This window comes from Reyranella sp., from assembly GCF_965229815.1.
In the GTDB taxonomy this organism is placed as follows: Bacteria; Pseudomonadota; Alphaproteobacteria; order Reyranellales; family Reyranellaceae; genus Reyranella.
Genome location: NZ_CBDDJN010000009.1, coordinates 159,415 through 178,265, shown reverse-complemented (window position 1 = coordinate 178,265; position 18,851 = coordinate 159,415). Strand labels below are relative to the sequence as shown.

Here is an 18,851-nt window from a genome sequence, read left to right as displayed (position 1 = left end):
CCATCCTATGGAACGCAGGCGCCGCAACGCCCTTGCTACAGATCAAGGACGACGGATCAAGGACGCCCGATCGCGGCCAGCCGGCCCGGCACGGTCCATTCCGATGATCCGCGCGGAACGAAGTATGCTTTAGTGTCGTCCATGAGTGACAGGCAGGTCGAGGCGCTGCAGCCCCCGCGCGGATTGCTCCCGCCGCGGGGAGCCCGGGTCGCGCCGGGCCCGCCCCTCCCGGCGGTCGTGACCGACGGTCTCGCGGGGTTGCTCTTCTCTCTCAAGACCTTCGCCGCGGCGATCCTGGCCCTGCTCACCTCCTACTGGCTCGAGGTGAACGAGCCGCAATGGTCGGTCATCACCGCCTATCTCGTCTCGCAGCCGCTGGTCGGGGCGCTATGGTCGAAGGGCGCCTACCGCATCGCCGGCACCGTCGTCGGCGCCGCCTTCGCCATCTTCTGTGTCGGCCTGCTCGCCCAGGCGGGCCCCCTCTTCATCCTCGTCATGGCGCTCTGGATCGGCGCCTGTGCCTTCGGCGCCACGCTGACCCGCAACTATGCTTCCTACGGCTTCGCGCTCGCCGGCTTCTCGGCCCCGATGATCGCCTTCGAATCGATGGCCGCGCCGGCGCTGGGCTGGAGCCTGGCCGCCGACCGAGCGACCGAGGTGATCCTGGGCATTGTCTGCGCCGGCCTCGTCCATGCCCTGATCCTGCCGCGCTATGCGCGCGACGCGCTCGGCGCTTCGCTGGACGATACCTTCGCCGGCCTGGCCCGCTATGCCGCCATCGTGCTGCGCCCGGGCACGCCCGATGCCGACTTCACCCGCATGCGCCAGCGCATGGCGGCCGATGTCCTGAAGTTCGACGCGCTGCGCTCCTACGCGGTGTTCGAAAGCGCAACCTTGCGGCGCGAGGACGGGTCGCTGGCACGCGTGATCGGTGCCTTCCTCGGCCTGATGTCGGTCGCCCGCGGCCTGCATGTCCGGCTGGAATTCCTGCGCCAGGACGAGGATCCCGCCATCGCCCGGCTGCTCGACCCGGCGCTGCGCGACGTCGCGGACCAGCTGGAGGAAATCGCGGCCGATCGCGAAGGCCCCCTCGCGCCTGCCGTCGGCGCCCGCCTCCAGGACATGCGCCGCCGGCTCGACGAAATGCGCCGGCAGCTCGAGGCGATGGCGGCGACCGAGGACGCGGAGGTCCTGGCCAACGGCCTGCTGGTGCTCCACCGCACCGACGACATGGTCGAGGCGCTGTCGCGCGTCGTGGCGGCCGCCACCGGCTCCGACCCGTCCGGCTCGGCATCGGCGGGCGAGCCGGTATGGCTGGTCTTCTCCGGCCTGCGGCCCGACCCGCGGGCGGCGCTGGTGCAGGCGGTGCGCGCCGCCTCCGCCCTGCTCGTGGTCGGCGCCTACTGGCTGGCCTCGGCCTGGACCGCCGGCGTATCGGCGATGACGGGCCTTGCCATCGTGATCGTGATGTTCATCTCGGCCCCGAACCAGGTGAAGCAGGCCACCGACTACGTGGTCGGCGTCGTCCTGGCGATGATCGTCGCCTTCTTCGCCCGCGCCTTCCTCCTGCCCCAGCTCGGCGACTTCGTCGCCCTGGCCGCCCTTCTCGGCATCGTCATGATCCCGGTCGGCATGTTCATGACCAACGCGACCTGGGGCATGATCGCCACCGCCTTCGCCGCCTTCTATGCCTCGCAGCTCGGCCTCTCCAACCTGCCGTCCTTCGACACCGCGACCTATGTCGACGGCTCGCTCGGCCTGCTGCTCGGCCTCGCGGCCGGCGTGCTCGCGATCGAGCTGATCCTGCCCTATGATCACGGCGCGATGCGTCGTCGCGAATGGCGAGAGGTCCTGACTGCCCTGCCCGGCGCGGCCCGTGGGGAGCGGCCCGAGCGCGGCGCGCGCACGCCGATTCTGCTCGCGCTCCTCAGGCTGATGCCGCGCCTCGATCTGCGGCGGCCGGCCGACGACGAGGTGATGAACGGCAGCTTCGGCGCCGCCTCGATGAGCCTCGAGCTCGCCCGCCTGCGCGCGCGACTGGCCTCGCCCGACCTGCCCGATGCCGCGCGGTCGGCCCTCGCCGCCTGTCTGGAGCACCTCGCCGCGGGTTTCGAGCGACTGCGCCGGACCGAGATGCCGGCGGCGCGCGGCGCCGTCGTCGACGACTGCCTCGCCGCGGTCGACGCCACCCGGGCGACACTCCGCGACGCATCCGCCACGATCGACGTCCTGCATGCGCTCGCCTCGCTGCGCTTCCTCGCCGACCGGCTCGCCATCGACCGCGCCTTCCTGACCTTCCGGCTGCCGGGAGTCCGCGCATGACCGGCCTCGACATCGAAAGCCTGCGGCCCCTCGATTTCTTCGGCTTCTACCTGCCGCCGATCCTGCTCTGGATGCTGGTCGTGCTGGTGCCGTTCGTCGTCCTGCGCTGGGGCCTCGGCCGGATCGGCTTCTATGCCTTCGTCTGGCACCGGCCGCTGTTCGACGCGGCCCTGTTCGTCGTCTTCCTCGGCATCCTGGTCTTCTCGGGGGGCACGCGTTGGCTCTGGTGAGGCGTCTCGTCGGCATCGTCCTGACCCTGGCCGTGGTCGCCGGCGCCGCCCTGGTCATCTGGCGGCTGTGGGACCTCTACATGTACGAGCCGTGGACGCGCGACGCGCGCGTGCGCGCCAACATCGTCAATGTCGCGCCCGACGTCGCCGGCCTGGTCTCCGCCGTCAATGTCATCGACAACCAGGCGGTCAAGAAAGGCGACGTGCTGTTCGTCATCGAGCGCGACCGGTTCGAGGCGGCCGTCGCGCAGGCCCAGGCGCTGGTCGAGAACAAGCGCGCCAGCCTCGTGCTGGCCCGCGACAACGCACGCCGCGACGAGGACCTTGCCCGCGCCGATTCCAGCGCCATCACCCAGGTCCAGGTCGAGACCAGCCGGGCGACGGCGGCCGTGGCAGCGGCCGAGCTCGACCAGGCGCTGGCCGCGCTCAGGACCGCGAACATCAACCTGCAGCGCACCGAGGTTCGCTCGACGGTGAACGGCTTCGTCGCCAACCTCACCGCCACGGTGGGCGACTACGCGCGGGCGGGCACGCCGATCGTGGTGGTGGTCGACAGCGACAGCTTCTACGTCGATGCCTTCTTCATGGAGACCAAGCTGCCGCGCATCCATGTCGGCGACCGCGCACGGGTCCAGCTCATGGCCGGCGACGTGGTGTTCGACGGCACGGTCCAGGGCATGAGCCGCGGCATCGCCGAGCTCGATGTCGACGCGGTCGGCCAGCTCGCCAACATCAACCCGAACTTCACCTGGGTGAGGCTGGCCCAGCGCGTTCCGGTGCGCATCGCGCTGGGCAAGGTCCCGCCCGGCGTGCGCCTGGTCGCCGGCCTGACCGCGACCGTGACCATCGTCGAGGACCGGAAGTAGCCCTCCGGTCGCCGTCAACCGCCGGCGCCGGCACATTGTCCTGCGCTGGGTCCAGATTGGTCGATTGAAGCCGGTCTCCCGGATTGCTTTCGTCCGCAGGGGTCATCCCCGTGGGGAGAGAGCAGGCGCCATGGCCGAGTGGCTTCGCGGGCGGAGGCCGCGGTGAGCGGGGACAGCGGCACGGATTTCGTCTCGCTGCAGCCGGACCGGATGATCGGCCGGTACCGCGTCGTCGCCGTCCTCGGACAGGGCAGCTTCGGCATCACCTACCGCGCCGTCGACAGCGAGCTCGGGCGCGAGGTCGCCATCAAGGAGTATCTGCCGGCAGCGCTCGCGGTACGCCAGGACGGCACGACCGTGGTCCCGCGCTCGGGCAGCGCGGCCGCCGACTTCGCCTGGGGCCGCGACCGCTTCATCGCCGAGGGACGCACGCTGGCCTCGTTCCATCGCGTTCCCGGCGTCGTGCAGGTGCACGACTTCCTCGAGGCCCATGGCACGGCCTATCTCGTCATGGAGCTGGTGCGCGGCCGCACCCTGCAGGACGAGATCGAGCGGCAGGGTCCGCTCGACGCCGCGCGCCTCGGCGAGATCCTGCCCGTCCTCCTCGACGGGCTGGAGCAGGTCCACGCCGCGGGCTTCCTCCACCGCGACATCAAGCCCGCCAACATCCTGATCGACGCTGCGGGCCGTCCGGTCCTGATCGATTTCGGCGCCTCCCGCGCCGCCGTCGCCGGCCGGTCGCAGGCGATGACGGCGATCTTCACGCCGGGCTACGCCGCGGTCGAGCAGTTCACGGCCGCCACGCAGGGACCGTGGACCGACATCTACGGCCTCGCCGCCACGATGCATCACGCCCTCACCGGCCTTGCACCGCCCAATGCCATCGACCGGGTGGTCGACGATACCTACGTGCCGCTTGCCGACGGCGCCGGTCCGGCCGGGCCGCGGTCGCTGCTGGCCGGCATCGATGCCGGCCTCGCCGTACGCGCCGCCGACCGGCCCCAATCGGTGGCGGCGTGGCGACAGGTCCTGTCGGCGCCTGCGACCGACACCGGCGGGCCGGCGGCGACCGTAATGATGCCGCGCGCGACGTCGACGGCGGCGACGATGACGACGGCGACGATGACGACGGCAGCGACGCCCGGCCGGCGTCCAGCGGCGATGCTTGCCGCAGGCGTCGTCGGCCTCTGCCTGCTGGCGGCGGGCGGCTGGTTCGCCCTCGGCGGCCCCGCTACGCCAGCGCCCCCGTCTCCGTCGCCCGCTCCAGCAGCGATCGCCGCGGCGCCTTCCCCGCCGGCACCCGATCCGTCGCCTGGGCCGGCACCGGCATCGACACCGGCCGTCGCGGCAGTGGCGCCTGTCCCGCCTCCCGTCCCCGATCGTCTGCAGGAGCAGCTCGACGAGGCGAGGCGGGCGCAGCAGGCCGCCGCCGAGGAAGCCGCGCGCCTGCGCGCCGAGGCTGACGCGCGGCGCAAGGCGGACGAGGAAGCGGCGTTGCGGCAGCAGATCGCCGAGGAGTTGCGCCAGAAGGCGGCGGCGGAAGAGGCGGCCCGTCGACAGGCCGTCGAAGAGGTGCGCCGCCAGGCGGCTGCCGAGGCGGCGGCCGCTGCCGCGGCCCGGCAGCAGGCCGAAGCCGACGCGCGCAAGAAGGCGGAAGAAGAGGCCGCCGCGCGCCGGCAGGCCGAGGAAGCCGATCTCAAGGGCGCCGAAGCGACAGAAACGGCGCTCCACCTCGGCACGGCCGACCGCCAGCGCATCCAGACGGCGCTGACCGCGCTGGGGTTCCCGACCGGCGGCAGCGACGGCGTGTTGGGGCCCCGGTCGCGCGAGATGATCGCGGCCTGGCAGAGGAAAGCCGGCCGCGTTGCCACGGGGTACCTGTCGGCGGACTCGCAGGGGGCGCTGTTGCAGGACGCCGCACCGGCGCTCGCCCGCCAGGACGAGGAGCGGCGTCGTCTCGCCGCCGTGCCACCGGCCCCGACGCCATCAGCGGCGGCTTCGACGCCGTCAGCGGCAGCTCCGACGCCATCGACAACGCCACCGACAGCGGCCAAGGGCACGACGCGGTGCGACGGCGCCCAACGGGTCCAGTGGTGCCGCGGCGCCTATGAGGGATTCCCGCCGAGCTGCTGGCAGGCCAACGCCACGATCAGCAACGGGGTGATCTCGGGCGGCTGGACGTCGCAGGCCTCGAAGGAGCACCAGAGCTTCACCGGAAACATCGACGCCGCCGGCAACGTGCAGGTCACCTTCAACGGCATCGGCCAGCAGACCCACGTCAACCGGCGGTTCACGGCACTGATGACCGGCCGGCTCGAGGGCAACGTGCTGACCGCATCCGGCCGCGCCGGTCCGAACGGCCGGGACTTCACGCTCACCATCCAGTGCCGGTAGGCCGCATGCACCAGATCATTCCCGCGAGAACCGAGATGCGCCGTCGCGCAACACTGGTCGCCGCCCTGGCCGCGATCGCCCTGGCCCCGCAGTCGGCGCGGGCCGCTTCATTCGACGGCACCTGGAGCGTCACCCAGGAGTGCGAGCCCGCACCGGGCGGCGCCCGCGGCTTCAAGTGGCTCTACGACGCCACGGTGAAGGACGGACGGCTGGTCGGCCAGTACGGCACCAGGGACCAGCCATCGTCGCTGACGCTCACCGGGCGGATCAATCCCGACGGCACGGCGACGCTGACGGCCTCGGGCCTCAACGGCAAGTCCGACTACACGGTGGGATTCGGCCAGCCGGGCAGCAAGTTCAGCTATCCCGTCTCGGCGCGGTTCGTCGGCACCCGCGGCGCAGGCCTGCGCACCCAGGGCCGGACTTGTCATTTCACCTTCAGGAAGGCCTGAGCTCAACGCCGCGGGCGACGCACGACCCGCACCTTGCCGCTGCGGCCGCCGCCGCAGAAGAAGCGCTCGCCCCCGTCGGACTCGAGGCCCGAGACCATGGCGCCGGGCGGCATCGCGAGCCCGTCAAGCACCTTGCCCGACTCGGGATCGATGCGGCGCAGCTCGCTCTCCTCGCCTTCCCAGACGCCGTGCCACAGCTCGCCGTCGACCCAGGTCACGCCGGTGACGAAGCGGTCGCTTTCGATCGTGCGCAGCACCTTTCCGGTCTCGGGATCGACCTGATGGATCTTGCGCGCGCGGTACTGGCCCACCCACAGCGATCCCTCGGCCCAGGCCATGCCGGAATCGCCGCCGTCGCCCGGAGCCGGGATCGTCGCGAGCACCTTGCCGGTCTGCGGGTCGATCTTCTGGATGCGCTTCTCGAAGAGCTGGAAGATGTGGCGGCCGTCGAAGGCGGTGCCGGCATGGGCCTGGGCGGCGAGATAGCGCACGATGGCGCCGCTCTCCGGATCGAGCGCATTCAGACGGTCGCCCGACGCGAACCAGATGTTCCTGCCGTCGAAGGTCACGCCGTGGACATCGGGCGCCTCGGTGAAGGGGCCGAATTCGCCGAGGATTTCGGCGGGGGCGTTGGTCATGGCATCATCCTTCTGCTGGCTTCGTCCCGCCGATCCTGGGCACAAGGCCGAAGCTAGTCGCCGGGCAGCGGCGCCGGGAGTAACAAGGTCGTCGTGAATCCCGGCACCGGCGGGGTCAGCCAGCGGCGCGCACGGCCGCGGCCGAAGGACTGGACCTTGCCGGCCTCGGCGAGCGCGTCGAGCGCGCGCTGCACGGTGCGCTGGCTGGCACCGAGCGCCAGCGCGAGCGCCGAGCTCGACCAGGCCTCGCCGTCGGCCAGGAAGGCCAGGACATCGCCGTGCGGCTCGTCGAGCGGCTGGGCCAGGACCGCGACGGTGCCCCTGCCCTGCGGCCGCAGCGCGAAGCCCTCGGCCGTCGCCTCGATGGCGGCGAGCGGCCGAAGCTTGGCGCGCAGGCGACCGATCTCGACGCGCAATCGCGCGCGGTGCGAGTCGTCGGCCTCGCGGGCGCCAAACGCCTGGCGGAGCAGGGTCGCGCGATCGGCGGGCCCGGGCCAGGCCTCGCCGAGCGTGCGCGCCAGGGCGAACAGGACCGGGCGGCCGGCCAGCGCGACGACGGCCCCGCGCCGTCGCACGACAAGGCGGCAGGCATCGACGAGCAACGCGTCGGAGGCCTGCAGCACCTCGACCTCGTCCAGCCGCAGCGGCCGCGTGGCGCCGTTGGCCACCAGCCGCGCCGCCGGCGCCGCGAGCACACGCTCGGCGCCCGCGACCTCGGCCAGCAGCGCGGGATTGCCGGCCCGGCGGGCCGCCGCGCGGGCGCGGGCCAGGGCCGCGCCCGCCGGCGCGGTGCTGAGACGACGCAGCGCGATGCCGGCGGCCACCAGTTCATGGACGGCCTGCGCCGCCGGTGGGAAGGGTGCTGGATCGATCGCGGCCAGCCCCTGCTCGGCCTCATCGAGCCGGCCCAGCAGCAGCAGGCGACGGACCGCGAGATGGCGCGCATGCGCACCGTTCAGCCGGTCGCCATGTCGCTCCAGCGTGGCGCGCGCCGCGTCGAGCGCGCGCGGCGGCCAGCCGAGCTCGCGGGCAGCGAGCGCGATCTCGGCCTCGGCGACGACGCATCGGGCACGCGCGACCGCCTCGCGCGGCCCGAAAGCGCGGGCGGCGCGCTTCAGCAGCGCCTTGGCGCGCGGGAAGTCGCCGAGCTGGGCCATGGCGATGCCGCGCAGCGCCAGCGCCGGCGCATCCTCGCGCAGCGCCACCCGGTTGAGCGCACCCAGCGGATCGCCGGCCGCCAGCGCCCGCGCCGCGGCCGTGATCAGCGAGTCCACGGCAATCCCGTCACACTTGTAACTCCCACCGGTCGGGCATCCCGCCGCAAGTGTAGCGCGTCACGATCCCGAGGAGACACGACATGACCGAACCCTATACCGGCGGCTGCGCCTGCGGCGCGATCCGCTACGAGATCATCGGCGAACCGATGTTCATGAACGACTGCCGGTGCCGCGACTGCCAGCGCAAGAGCGGCACCGGCCACGGCTCCTACCTGACCTTCGCCGGCCGCAGCCGAGTGTCGATCGACGGCCAGGCCACGCACTGGGACCTCGCGGGCGACAGCGGCAACGTGAAAACCCGCGCCTTCTGCCCGACCTGCGGCTGCCCCGTCTACATGACCTTCAAGGCGATGCCGAGCCTCTTCACCGTGCATGCCGCCAGCCTTGACGATCCGGGTCGCTACCAGCCGCAGGCCGTGACCTACGCTGTCCGCACGCTGCCCTGGGACATGGCCGATCCGGCCGTCCCGGCCTTCGAGAAGATGCCGCCCCGCTGAACGACGGCCCGGCAATCCCGCCACACTTGTAACTCCCGTCCCGCGTCCACCCAGCGCCATCTTCGAGACACCGGCAACCCATCCAAGGAGCCCGTCATGACCACCGCCACCGCAACCATCACCGCAACGAAGTCCCCTGTCCCCGCCCCGCATCATCCCGTCGTCTCGCCCGAGCAATGGGTGACCGAACGCCGCAAGCTGATGGCCCGCGAGAAGGAGCTGACAAGGCTCGGCGACGCCGTCGCCCGCGAACGACGCGCGCTGCCCTGGGTACGCATGGACAAGGACTACCGCTTCGACACGCCGACCGGGCGGCGCCCGCTCGCCGACCTGTTCGGCGGCCATCGCCAGCTTGTCCTGCAGCACTTCATGATGGGGCCCGGCTGGGAGGCGGGCTGCAAGAGCTGCTCCTACATGGCCGACCACACCGACCCGACTCTGGTGCACCTCGCCCATCGCGACACGGCCTTCGTGGCGGTGAGCCGCGCGCCGCTCGAGGAGATCGAGCGCTTCCGCAAGCGCATGGGCTGGAGCTTTCCGTGGGTCTCCTCGCACGGGACCAGCTTCAACTACGATTTCCACGTGAGCTTCACGCCCGAGCAGCTCGCCGACGGCACCGCCGACTACAATTTCGGCAGCAAGCCGCCGGGCCAGGAGATGCCCGGCATCAGCGCCTTCTGGAAGGGCGACGACGGTACGGTGTTCCTCACCTACTCGACCTTCGGCCGCGGCGTCGAGGTGATGATGCACACCTACCGGCTGCTCGACCTCACGGCCAAGGGCCGCGACGAGGACGGGCTCGACTTCACCATGGCCTGGGTGCGCCACCATGACCGCTACGAGACGGCGGCCGCGGCCAAGGCCTGCTGCGCGGGCTGACCGTGACGTGCGTCCCGACCGACGACCGCAACGAGGGAGGCCCGCGCCCCGCGGGCCTCGCCGCCGCCGGCCGCAGCCTGGCCGAGGGCCTGGCGCTAGCGGCCGCCCCGACCTTCGCCGCCATGGCGCTTCTCACGGCGATGGGCGGCGGGCCAGTCGACGCGCTATGCGCGGCAGCGCCGGGCGGCCTGCCGATCGGCGGCATGGTGCCGATGTACCTGCTGATGGCCGCCTTCCACGCCGGTCCGTGGTTGCGGCGCCTGCCCGTCACCAGGTCGGCTCGCCGGCAAAGCCGGTGGGCGCGGACGTGACTCCCGGCGCGGTCGCCATGGACACGTCGAACGTGTAGCGCGTGCCCACGGCCGACTGGCTGACCCGCTCGCCATAGGCATTGGCGAGCGCATGCAGCGCCCGCCAGCCGGTGCAGTGACCGGCGATGATGTAGCCGATGTCGAAGGGCCGCAGTCCCTCCACCGTCGACGGGATCAGCCGCTCCATTACCCCGCCCAGGTGCAGGCCGCCCATAACGGCATGGATCGGGAGGTCGGGGAACCGGGCGCGCACCTCGGTGCAAACGTTGACAATGCCGGCATGGCTGCAGGCGCTGAACACGACCAGGCCGAGGCCCGCGACGTTCACCACCAGCATGCGCTCGTCCATGAGCAGCGGGTCGGGCCGCCAGTCGGGATCGTTGTCGCGGCGGCAGAGATGGTCCTGGCGGCCGGTCTCGAACGCGGTGACGCGCGGGATCTCGCCGCTCAGCCAGAAATGGCCGTCGAGCAGCAGGCGCGATCCGCCCTGGTTGACGACACGGGCACCCTGCGCCGCCATCTCGGCCGGAGCGGGCACCCTGGCGGCCGGGAAGATCGAGCCGTCGGCCAGCAGCACGCCGCGCTCGACGAACATGTCGGGATTGACGTGGACCTGCAAACTGTCGCGGCCGCGCCGGCCGACGATGGCGCCGAGCGCCGCCGGCAGGGCGCCCATATGGTCCCAATGGCCGTGCGTTACGGCGATCGCCTCGACGCCGGCGAGGTCGATGCCGAGGTTGCGGCAGTTACGCAGGAAGGCCGCGCCCTCGGTGCCGGTGTCGAACAGCAGCTCGTGCGCCACGCCGCCCGCCCGCGTTCGCAGGCGCAGCCCGTAGCCGAGGTTGGCGACCAGCAGAGTCTCGCCCGAGATCTCGCGCGCGCCGGCGGCCAGCACGTTGGCCAGCTCCGACACGGCGAACGCGGTCTTGCTGGCATAGGTGTCGCTGACATTGTCGGAGACGACGTCGACGATCAGCGATTCGACGGCGACCGGCTCGGTCATGTCCATGCTCCCCGGATCAGCGCATCGGCATCGGGAACAGGATTCCGCCCTCGCTCCACAGCGCGTTGACGCCACGCGCGAACCCGAGCGGCGAGCCCTTGCCGACGTTGCGCTCGTAGATCTCGGCGTAGTTGCCGACCTGCTTCAGCAGGTTGAAGGCCCAGGACTCGTCGAGGCCGAGCAGCTTGCCGAACGCCGGCTCGACGCCGAGCAGGCGACGCACTTCCGGATTGGCCGAGCTGCGCTCGGCGTCGGCGGTGGTCATACCGACCTTCAGCTCCTCGCCGTGCAGCAGGGCGTTGAAGGTCCAGCGCACGACGTCGTACCAGGGGTCGTCCCCGGCCTTCACGTAGGCGGCCAGCGGATGCAGCGCCACGAGATCGGGCAGGACGATGTACTTGGCCGCTTGGCCGCTGGCGATCACGGTGCTGGCCATCGGCGCCATCACCTGGCTGACGGCCCGGCAGGTGCCGTCGTAGAGGGCCTTGTAGAGGGCGTCCTGGCTGTCGAAGAGCACGGTCTTGGCCGTGAGGTTGCGGGCGCCGAACCAGTCGTCGATGGCCGTCGCGTAAGGCGTACGGCTCAGCGTACAGATCGTCCCCTTGTTCAGCTCGGCGAGCTTGCCCACCTGCAGGTCCCGCGCGACCACGACGACCTGGCGGTCGAGGTAGATCACGGCAGCGTCGCGCACGCCGGTGCCGGTCGTCCGCTCGAGCGTGTCGATCGTGTTGCGGGTCAGCACGTCGATCCGACCCTGCCGCAGGGCATCGAAGCGGTCGGCCGTGCTCACCGGCACGAAATGCACCTTGGTCGCATCGCCCAGCACGGCGGCCGCGATGGCGCGGCAGAAGTCGACCTCGAAGCCCGACCACTGGCCCTGCGCGTCGACGACCGAGAAGCTCGGCGCATGGCCGTTCGCCCCGCACAGGAGGTGGCCACGCTTCTGCACCGCCGCGAGGACGGGCTCGGCCCGAACGGGGGCGCCCACGAGAACGGCGCTTGCCAGGACGAGCATGGCCGCAACGAAAGGCCCCGGAAAACGCATGCTTTTTGCCTCCACTTGAAAGACCCCAGCTCATTATACGGTTGCAGATCGGGTGCGATCACCTCGTCTGCCGGTGCCGGAGAAGGCTGCGACGTCTCGTCTCCCTCCGCTGGCAGAGCCCTTGCTGTTCCACCGGCAGGCGACCTAGGAACAGCGCCGGGGGCAAGAATGAAACCAACCCAATCTCAGATCGCTCTGCGGATCTATTTCCTGGAGCGGGCACTCGAAGGCATGGAGCAGGCGGCGGACGACGCCGAGTGCGACCTCCTCGCCAATCCGACGGACGCCTCTCAGGGCCGCCAGCTCGGCGCCTTCTACGTCCTGGCCGACGAGACGTGGCGCCACATCCAGATGCTGCGCGCCCGCCTCGACGGCGCGGCCTCCCTGATCTACTTCGACAGCCGCCTGGCCGACCCCGACGCGCGGGCGGCGCGCCAGGCGCTGATCTGACGCCGCTGGGCGGGCCAGCGGTCCTCGCTTTCTCCGCCGTCGGATTGTGACCTTCGTGACCCCGGGAGATTCGTGACCCCGGCGCTAATCCGGGCGTGCGCGCCTTTGCGAACGGGCGGGCCGCCGCCACACTTGTCGAAGGATCAGCCGGACGTCGCCGCAGGGCTGCGGCGCAGTCACGCCCGGGCGCCCGGACTGGTCTGGTAGGGCAAGGGACAAGCCGCAAACGACAGCGCCCGCGCGACGGCGGTCAACGACAGGTTTCGCATGAAACGCGCTCACCTGACGATCGTCCTCCTCTGTCTCGCCTGCGCGTGCTTCGGTGCGTCTGCAGCGCGGGCCGAGCCGCTGCGCCTCGCCCTGATCATGTCCAACGCGGCCTATCCGAGCCTGGGTGAGCTCGCGCGCTGCCCGCCGGCAGCGGCGACGGTCCGCGATGCGCTGAAGGCGCGCGGCTTCGAGGTCATCGAGCGTCGCGATCTCGGTCGCGGCGAGTTCGACGGCGCCATCGGCCTGATATCCCGCCGCGCCGCGGCGGCGCCGGGATCGATCGTCGTCTTCTACTTCTGCGGCTACGCCGTCGGCTTCAACAGCCGGACCTTCCTCCTGCCCACGTCGGCGACGCTGGCCCGCGACCACGACGTGCTGAGCCAGGGCGTGATCGTCAAGAGCGTGGTGGCCAGCCTGCAACGCGCGCGCGACGGCGCCGGCCTGCTCCTGCTCGACCTGTTCACGCCGGCGAACCCGGCCCTGCCGGGCCCCGCCCGTCTCGATGGTCAGTTCGACCCTTCGCCCTTTGCGGTGGTCGCCGCCGGCCACGACCAGGCCAGCGGCCGCGGCGCCACCGCCGTGGCGCTGGGACTGCGCGACGCGCTGGCGGGCGGCGATACGCGGATCGGGGAACTCGTCGGCCATCTGCGCGCCCGCCTGGTCCGGGACGGGCTCGATGCCCAGATCGTGGCGGCGACCGGCGACGCGGCCCTTGTGCCGGAAGCCGAACGCGCGCCCGAACGCGCGGCCGAACGGCCAACGCCGCGACCCGCCGAACCCGAGCGGGCACCGCCGCCGGCCAGCGCGCCGCCCGCGCGTTCCGAGGCGACGGCCCCTCCGCCTCCGCCGCCTCCACCACCCGCCCCGGCGATGGTCGACGAGGACCGCATGTCCGAGCGCCAGCGACGGCAGGTCCAGATGGCGCTGGCCGCCATCGGCTACTACGGCGGCGGCATCGACGGCGTGTTCGGCCCCGAGACGCGCGCCGCCATCCGTCGCTTCCAGTTCGAGATCAAGGCCGAGCTGACCGGCCACCTGAACGCCGAGCAGGCGGGCAGGCTGATGGAACGAGCACGCTGACAGCGGGAGGCACGCCATGGGGCTGCGGACCAAGTTCAACCTGGCGATGATCGCGGCGTTCGTCGTCGGCCTCGCGGCGGCGACGCTCCTGGCGCGCGAGATCACGCGGGACGAAGCGCGGCGCCAGGTGCTGAACGAGGCGACCCTGCTGATGCGCGCCGGCACCGCGGTGCGCAGCTACACCCAGAACGAGGTCCGGCCGCTGCTCGCCGACCAGCTCACGGTTCGGTTCCTGCCGCACTCGGTGCCGTCCTGGTCGGCGCACACGGTGCTGCGTCAGGTGCAGAAGGACTATCCCGACTATTCCTACAAGGAAGCCGCGCTCAATCCGACCAACCCCGCCGACCGCGCGACGGACTGGGAGGCCGACATCATCGCCACCTTCAAGCGCGACCGCGACCTCGACCAGGTCGTCCTGACGCGCGACACGCCGGGCGGCCAGTTCCTCACCTTCGCCCGGCCCTTCCGGCTGACCGACCGCGCCTGCCTCGCCTGCCACTCGACCCCGGCCGAGGCCCCGGCGACGCTGGTCGACCTCTACGGCAAGGAGAACGGCTTCGGCTGGACGGTCGGCGACGTCATCGGCGCCCAGGTCGTCTCGGTTCCGATGACGCTGGCCCTGGCGCGCGCCGACCACGCGCTGCTCGCCTTTGCCGGCGCGCTCAGCGCCGCCTTCCTCGCCATGCTGGTCGTGCTGAACGGGCTGATGCACTTCCTGATCCTGCGCCCGATCCAGCAGATCACGGTGCTGGCGCGCGACGTCAGCAGCGGCAAGCCCGACGTTCCCGAGTACAACGTGAAGGGCCGCGACGAGATTTCCTCGCTCGGCCGCTCGTTCAACCTCATGCACCGCAGCCTGCAGAACGCCATGCGCATGCTCGAGGGCGCCTGACGCAACCGAGGTCTCCCATGGAAGAGGTCCCCATCCGGATCGGCCGCTACGTCGTCGAGAGTCTGGTCGGCGCGGGCGGCATGGGCCAGATCTACAAGGCCCACGATCCCGACATCCGCCGCACCGTGGCCATCAAGCTCATCTCCACGAGGCTGATGGGCAGTGCGGACCGCGCGGAATACATCCGCCGCTTCCGCCGGGAGGCCCAGGCGGCGGCACGCTGCGCCCATCCCAACATCATCGCGATCTACGATTTCGCGCTCCACGAGGACCAGCCGTTCCTCGCCATGGAGTTCGTCTACGGTCCCAACGTGCGCCAGCTGCTGAGCGACGGCGCGCTGTCGGTAAGCGATGCCATCGACGTCATCGTTCAGGTGCTGGACGCGCTGGCAACCGCCCACGAGCACGGCGTCATCCACCAGGACATCAAGCCGGCCAACATCATGCTGACGCCGCAACGGCGGGCGAAGGTCGCCGACTTCGGCATCTCCCGCTTCGCCAACACCGACGTCACCAGCGTGTCCTCCTCCATGGGCACGCCGAACTACATGTCGCCCGAGCAATGCCGCGGCGGCCCCGTCGACGCGCGCTCCGACCTCTTCTCGGTGGGCGTCACCCTGTTCGAGATGGTGTCGGGCGTGCGCGCCTTCTCCGGCGCCACCGCCGCCGAGGTCGCCCACCGCATCCTGAACGATCGCCTGCCCCTCCTGCCGGCGCCAGTGCGCAGTGCTGCGCCGCGCCTGCAGTTCGTGCTCGAGCGCGCCACCGGCAAGCATCCCGAAGACCGCTTCGAGTCCAGTCAGGAGATGGCGGAGGCGCTGCGGCATCTGCGCGGCGACAGCGGCGACCCCGCCGCGGGCACGGCCGCTCCGGACCTGTCGACCGTCGTGGCCAAGGCACCAGCCGCCGACAGCGCGCGGCAGCCGGGCGTCGGCCCGCCGGCCTTGCAGGCGTTGGAGCGCACGCTGGCGGGCTATGTCGGGCCGATCGCCCGCATCCTGGTCCGCGATGCGGCGGCCCGCGGCTCGCCCGAGGCATTGGTCGCCGCACTGGTCGCGGCCGTTCCCGCCGGGCCGGAACGCGAGCGCTTCCGCCGCGAGGCGACGGCGCTCGTTCCCCTGGCGTCACTGCCGACCGAAACGCCCACCGGCACCGGACCGCCGTCGTCGTTCGACGCCGGCGAGCTCGCCCGCGTCGAGCAGGCGCTGACCCATCATGTCGGCCCGGTTGCCCGTGTCCTCGTCCGGCGCGCGGCGCGCACCGCGTCGTCGGTGGAGGCGCTGTGGCAGGTCCTGGCCGAGCACATCGACGCGCCGGCCGAAAAGACGGCCTTCCTCCGCCGTCGCCTGGACGGCTGAAGGCGCTCTTAGAGATCCTTCTCCGCCAGCTCGCGGAAGGCATCGGGGACCGAGCGCGCCGCTCCGAGGGCGACGGCGCCGTAGCCGATCGCGTCCTGGCCGAAGCGGTCGCGGATGCGGTCGACGGCGCGGTCGGCGGCGTGGCGCGCGAGTCCGCGCCGGGTCCCGGGGCGACGCGCCTCGTTGGCGAGCCCGAGCGAAAGCTCAAGCTGCAGAAGCGGCTGCTTCTCGAGATGAGACACGGAGATCGCCAGCAGCGAGAGGGTGCGCTCGCGCGGATGATCGGCCAGGGCTGCGCGCACCAGCTCCTCGGCGATCTCGGTCAGGCTCGCGGTCGCGGCGATCGGCGCGTCGAGGGTGAGCGAGCGCGTGACCGCACGCAGGTCGGCGAAGCGCACGCGCACCGTGACGGTGCGGCCGGCCAGTGACTTGGCGCGCAGCCGCGCGCCGATACGGTCGGCGAGATGGGCCAGCGCCGGCCGGTAGACCTCCGGCCGCGCCGGCCGGCGGCCGAGCGCCGACTGCGCGCCGGCCGACCGCGCACGATGCTGCGTCCGGATCTCGCGCGGATCGCGGTTCCACGCCAGCGCCGCCAGCTTCTCGCCCGCGGCCGGCCCGAGCAGGCGCTCGAGCGCACGCGGCGACGTCGCGGCGAGCTCGCCGATCGTCTCGATGCCGCTGTCGGCCAGCCGGGCTCGGGTGGCCGGACCCACGCCCCACATCAGCTCGACCGGCAGCCCGTGCAGGAACTCGATCTCGCGGTCGGTCTCGACGGCGACCAGCCCGTCGGGCTTGGCGACCTGCGAGGCGATCTTGGCGAGATGCTTGGTGCGGGCGACTCCGACCGAGATCGGCAGGCCCACCTCCTCGCGCACGCGCCGGCGCACGGTGGCGGCGATCTCGGCGGGCGGGCCGAACAGGTGCGTGCAGCCCCGCACGTCGGCAAAGGCCTCGTCGATCGAAATGCGTTCGACCAGCGGCGTGAAATCACCCAGCACGCCGATCGCCGCGTCTCCCAGCCGCTTGTACTCGGCGAAGTGGCCGCCGACGAAGATCAGCTGCGGGCAGAGCAGACGCGCCAGGCGGCCCGGCATGCCGCCCTTCACCCCGAACGCCTTGGCCTCGTACGAGGCGGCCAGCACCACCCCGCCGCCGACCGCGATGGGCTTGCCGCGCAGCGACGGATCGAGGAGCTGCTCGACCGAGGCATAGAACGCGTCGAGGTCGGCATGCAGGATCGTGGCCGCGCTCTCCATGAGCCCTCGCTTGATTGAGAACATATAGAGAACATTGGCGCATCCGAGTCAATCGGGCTTTGGGAGCCCGGCTCGTCCCTTGACCGCCGCCGGCCGGGCGCGTCAGTTCGGCAGGGTGCACGAGAGGGAGACAAGATGACCGGATGCTGGCGGCTGTTGCCGTTGATCGCCGTGGCGGGCTGCGCCGTCGCCAACAGCGCCCCCTCCTCGCAGGAGGTCGTGCGCCTCCGCGACATCCGCGATGCCTGCCTGATGCGCAACGCCGTCACGCTGGACGACCGACGCTCGGATCCCGCCGCGGTCGCCTCGGCGGTCGTGGCGGCGTGCCAGCGCCAGAATAACGCACTGATCGACGCCATCGCCGGACCCGACGGCTTTCGCCGCTCGCAGATCGCCCGCGACATCGAGCAGAACAGCCATCAGGCGGCGACCCAGTACGTGCTCTCGCATCGTGCCGCGCGGGCACGCAGCTGAGAGTCTTCTGGTCGGAACGCCGACGCGGAGAGGCTGGCCTCAGTAGGTCGCGAAGATGCGCGCCACCTCGGCGGGATCGGAGGTCCGGGTCAGCGCCAGGGCCAGCAGGATGCGCGCCTTCTGCGGGTTGAGGTTGTCGGCGGCGAGCACGCCGGCATCCGTGAGCTTCTTGCTGCGGTAGATGCGGCCGGACCCGGCCCGCGAGCTCTGGACCACGACGATGCCCTGCCGCACCGCATCCTTCATGGCCTCGAAGTCGGCAGCGGGCGCCATGCCGGGCGCAAAGCCCGCCGACACGAGCCCCTTGGCCCCGGCGGCGATGAAGGCGCGCATCGCGGTGCCGTCGGAACCGGCATAGGCCCAGGCGATGTCGACGCGCGGCAGGCTGTCGAGGTCCGTGATGTCGAACTCGGTGTCGGGCATGTGCCGACGCTCCGGCTTGCGGTAGTAGGCGATGCGATCGGCGTCGGCATGGCCCAGGATGCCGAAGTCGGGCGTGCGGAAGGTCTGCATGCGCCAGTTCGAGGTCTTGGTGACCTCGCGCGCCGCCTGGATCTCGTCGTTCAGCAGGACGAGGACGCCGCGCCCGCGGCTCGCCGGGTCCGCCGCCGTGCGCACGCCGTTCACGAGGTTGATGGCGGCATCGGTGGACAGGCCGGACGCGGGACGCTGCGAGCCGATGAGCACCACCGGCAGATCGACCTTGAGCACCAGGTTCAGGAACCAGGCCGTCTCCTCCAGGGTAGCCGTGCCATGGCCGATCACGATGCCCGCGAGATCGGCATGCTCGGCGGCCAGCCGATGGCAGAGCGCGGCCAGCTCGCGCCACTCCGCATAGTAGATTTCGGGGCTGGGCACATTGCGGAAGTCGACCGGAATCACCTCGGCGATCTCCGTCACGACGGGGAAGCGGGCGACGATCTCGCTGGCGTGCATGCGATTGTCATGGATCCCGTAGTCCTGGAGCTCGAGCGGATGGACGCCCAGGGACGAAATGGTGCCGCCGGTGCCGATGAAGGCCACCTTGGGCCGGGGCGTGCTGCTCACGAAAGGCTCCTTTCTGTCTCGCCGGCGGCGAGCCGCGGCGCGAAAGCGCGGCTGACCGGGAGCACGCAAGATCGATGCCGTGGCGACGAGCGTCACGGTCGCGCTGCATC

Annotated in this window: 19 protein-coding genes; 13 read left to right on the top strand and 6 right to left on the bottom strand. The window is 71.6% G+C overall.

Going from position 1 to position 18,851, the window contains the following annotated elements; genetic code table 11:
- Positions 1–141 precede the first annotated feature (141 nt).
- The 5 genes from ACO073_RS31015 to ACO073_RS30995 all read left to right on the top strand — a co-directional run bounded on the left by ACO073_RS31015 (position 142) and on the right by ACO073_RS30995 (position 6,264).
- Positions 142–2,322 carry an FUSC family protein gene (locus tag ACO073_RS31015; RefSeq protein WP_422003418.1) on the top strand — a complete coding sequence of 727 codons (2,181 nt, stop codon included), beginning with the start codon at positions 142–144 and terminating at the stop codon, positions 2,320–2,322.
- Positions 2,319–2,552 (top strand): DUF1656 domain-containing protein, encoded by a 234-nt coding sequence (locus ACO073_RS31010; protein ID WP_422003417.1) that lies wholly within the window; start codon positions 2,319–2,321, stop codon positions 2,550–2,552. The genes ACO073_RS31015 and ACO073_RS31010 overlap by 4 nt, the downstream gene beginning before the upstream one ends.
- Positions 2,549–3,418 (top strand): efflux RND transporter periplasmic adaptor subunit, encoded by an 870-nt coding sequence (locus ACO073_RS31005; protein ID WP_422003416.1) that lies wholly within the window; start codon positions 2,549–2,551, stop codon positions 3,416–3,418. Before ACO073_RS31010 ends, ACO073_RS31005 begins: the two co-directional genes overlap by 4 nt.
- Before the next feature lie 162 nt (positions 3,419–3,580).
- Positions 3,581–5,812 (top strand): protein kinase domain-containing protein, encoded by a 2,232-nt coding sequence (locus ACO073_RS31000; protein WP_422003414.1) that lies wholly within the window; start codon positions 3,581–3,583, stop codon positions 5,810–5,812.
- Positions 5,813–5,847: 35 nt separating this feature from the next.
- The gene (locus ACO073_RS30995) at positions 5,848–6,264 is read left to right on the top strand and encodes a hypothetical protein (protein WP_422003413.1); all 417 of its coding nucleotides are present in this window, start codon (positions 5,848–5,850) and stop codon (positions 6,262–6,264) included.
- 2 nt (positions 6,265–6,266) lie between these two features.
- Here ACO073_RS30995 and ACO073_RS30990 read toward each other — a convergent pair whose 3' ends face one another.
- Both ACO073_RS30990 and ACO073_RS30985 read right to left on the bottom strand, forming a co-directional pair.
- Complete coding sequence (locus tag ACO073_RS30990; RefSeq protein ID WP_422003411.1) at positions 6,267–6,902, bottom strand: glutamine cyclotransferase; 636 nt, start codon at positions 6,900–6,902, stop codon at positions 6,267–6,269.
- A gap of 53 nt (positions 6,903–6,955) precedes the next feature.
- The gene (locus ACO073_RS30985) at positions 6,956–8,176 is read right to left on the bottom strand and encodes a helix-turn-helix domain-containing protein (protein ID WP_422003410.1); all 1,221 of its coding nucleotides are present in this window, start codon (positions 8,174–8,176) and stop codon (positions 6,956–6,958) included.
- Positions 8,177–8,259: 83 nt separating this feature from the next.
- Here ACO073_RS30985 and ACO073_RS30980 point away from each other — a divergent pair, with 83 nt between their 5' ends.
- The 3 genes from ACO073_RS30980 (at position 8,260) to ACO073_RS30970 (ending at position 9,866) form a co-directional block, all read left to right on the top strand.
- Positions 8,260–8,676 (top strand): GFA family protein, encoded by a 417-nt coding sequence (locus ACO073_RS30980; RefSeq protein WP_422003408.1) that lies wholly within the window; start codon positions 8,260–8,262, stop codon positions 8,674–8,676.
- Positions 8,677–8,772: 96 nt separating this feature from the next.
- Positions 8,773–9,555: a DUF899 domain-containing protein gene (locus ACO073_RS30975; RefSeq protein WP_422003407.1), complete on the top strand. Its 783-nt coding sequence runs from the start codon at positions 8,773–8,775 to the stop codon at positions 9,553–9,555.
- Between the two features lie 2 nt (positions 9,556–9,557).
- Positions 9,558–9,866, top strand: a complete 309-nt coding sequence (locus ACO073_RS30970; RefSeq protein ID WP_422003405.1) for a hypothetical protein — start codon at positions 9,558–9,560, stop codon at positions 9,864–9,866.
- On the opposite strand, the gene ACO073_RS30965 is transcribed toward ACO073_RS30970, so the two are convergent.
- Entirely contained in the window at positions 9,823–10,869 is a 1,047-nt protein-coding gene (locus ACO073_RS30965) for an MBL fold metallo-hydrolase (protein WP_422003404.1), read from the bottom strand. The two genes, ACO073_RS30970 and ACO073_RS30965, sit on opposite strands and share 44 nt — an antisense overlap.
- A 16-nt stretch (positions 10,870–10,885) precedes the next feature.
- The gene (locus ACO073_RS30960; RefSeq protein WP_422003402.1) at positions 10,886–11,884 is read right to left on the bottom strand and encodes a transporter substrate-binding domain-containing protein; all 999 of its coding nucleotides are present in this window, start codon (positions 11,882–11,884) and stop codon (positions 10,886–10,888) included.
- A 198-nt stretch (positions 11,885–12,082) separates the two neighbouring features.
- Between ACO073_RS30960 and ACO073_RS30955 the strand changes: the two genes are divergently transcribed.
- From ACO073_RS30955 to ACO073_RS30940, 4 genes are all read left to right on the top strand, one after another.
- Positions 12,083–12,364 (top strand): hypothetical protein, encoded by a 282-nt coding sequence (locus ACO073_RS30955; RefSeq protein WP_422003401.1) that lies wholly within the window; start codon positions 12,083–12,085, stop codon positions 12,362–12,364.
- A 267-nt stretch (positions 12,365–12,631) separates the two neighbouring features.
- The gene (locus ACO073_RS30950; RefSeq protein ID WP_422003399.1) at positions 12,632–13,714 is read left to right on the top strand and encodes a peptidoglycan-binding protein; all 1,083 of its coding nucleotides are present in this window, start codon (positions 12,632–12,634) and stop codon (positions 13,712–13,714) included.
- Positions 13,715–13,730: 16 nt separating this feature from the next.
- A complete protein-coding gene (locus ACO073_RS30945; protein WP_422003398.1) occupies positions 13,731–14,606 on the top strand; it encodes a c-type heme family protein in 876 nt (291 codons plus the stop codon).
- Positions 14,607–14,623: 17 nt separating this feature from the next.
- Complete coding sequence (locus ACO073_RS30940; protein ID WP_422003397.1) at positions 14,624–15,964, top strand: protein kinase domain-containing protein; 1,341 nt, start codon at positions 14,624–14,626, stop codon at positions 15,962–15,964.
- 8 nt (positions 15,965–15,972) lie between these two features.
- Here ACO073_RS30940 and dinB read toward each other — a convergent pair whose 3' ends face one another.
- A complete protein-coding gene (dinB, locus tag ACO073_RS30935; RefSeq protein WP_422003395.1) occupies positions 15,973–17,220 on the bottom strand; it encodes a DNA polymerase IV in 1,248 nt (415 codons plus the stop codon).
- 135 nt (positions 17,221–17,355) lie between these two features.
- Between dinB and ACO073_RS30930 the strand changes: the two genes are divergently transcribed.
- On the top strand, positions 17,356–17,694 hold the full coding sequence (locus ACO073_RS30930; RefSeq protein WP_422003393.1) for a hypothetical protein: 339 nt from the start codon (positions 17,356–17,358) through the stop codon (positions 17,692–17,694).
- A 39-nt stretch (positions 17,695–17,733) separates the two neighbouring features.
- On the opposite strand, the gene ACO073_RS30925 is transcribed toward ACO073_RS30930, so the two are convergent.
- A complete protein-coding gene (locus tag ACO073_RS30925; RefSeq protein ID WP_422003391.1) occupies positions 17,734–18,741 on the bottom strand; it encodes an asparaginase in 1,008 nt (335 codons plus the stop codon).
- Positions 18,742–18,851: the final 110 nt, after the last annotated feature.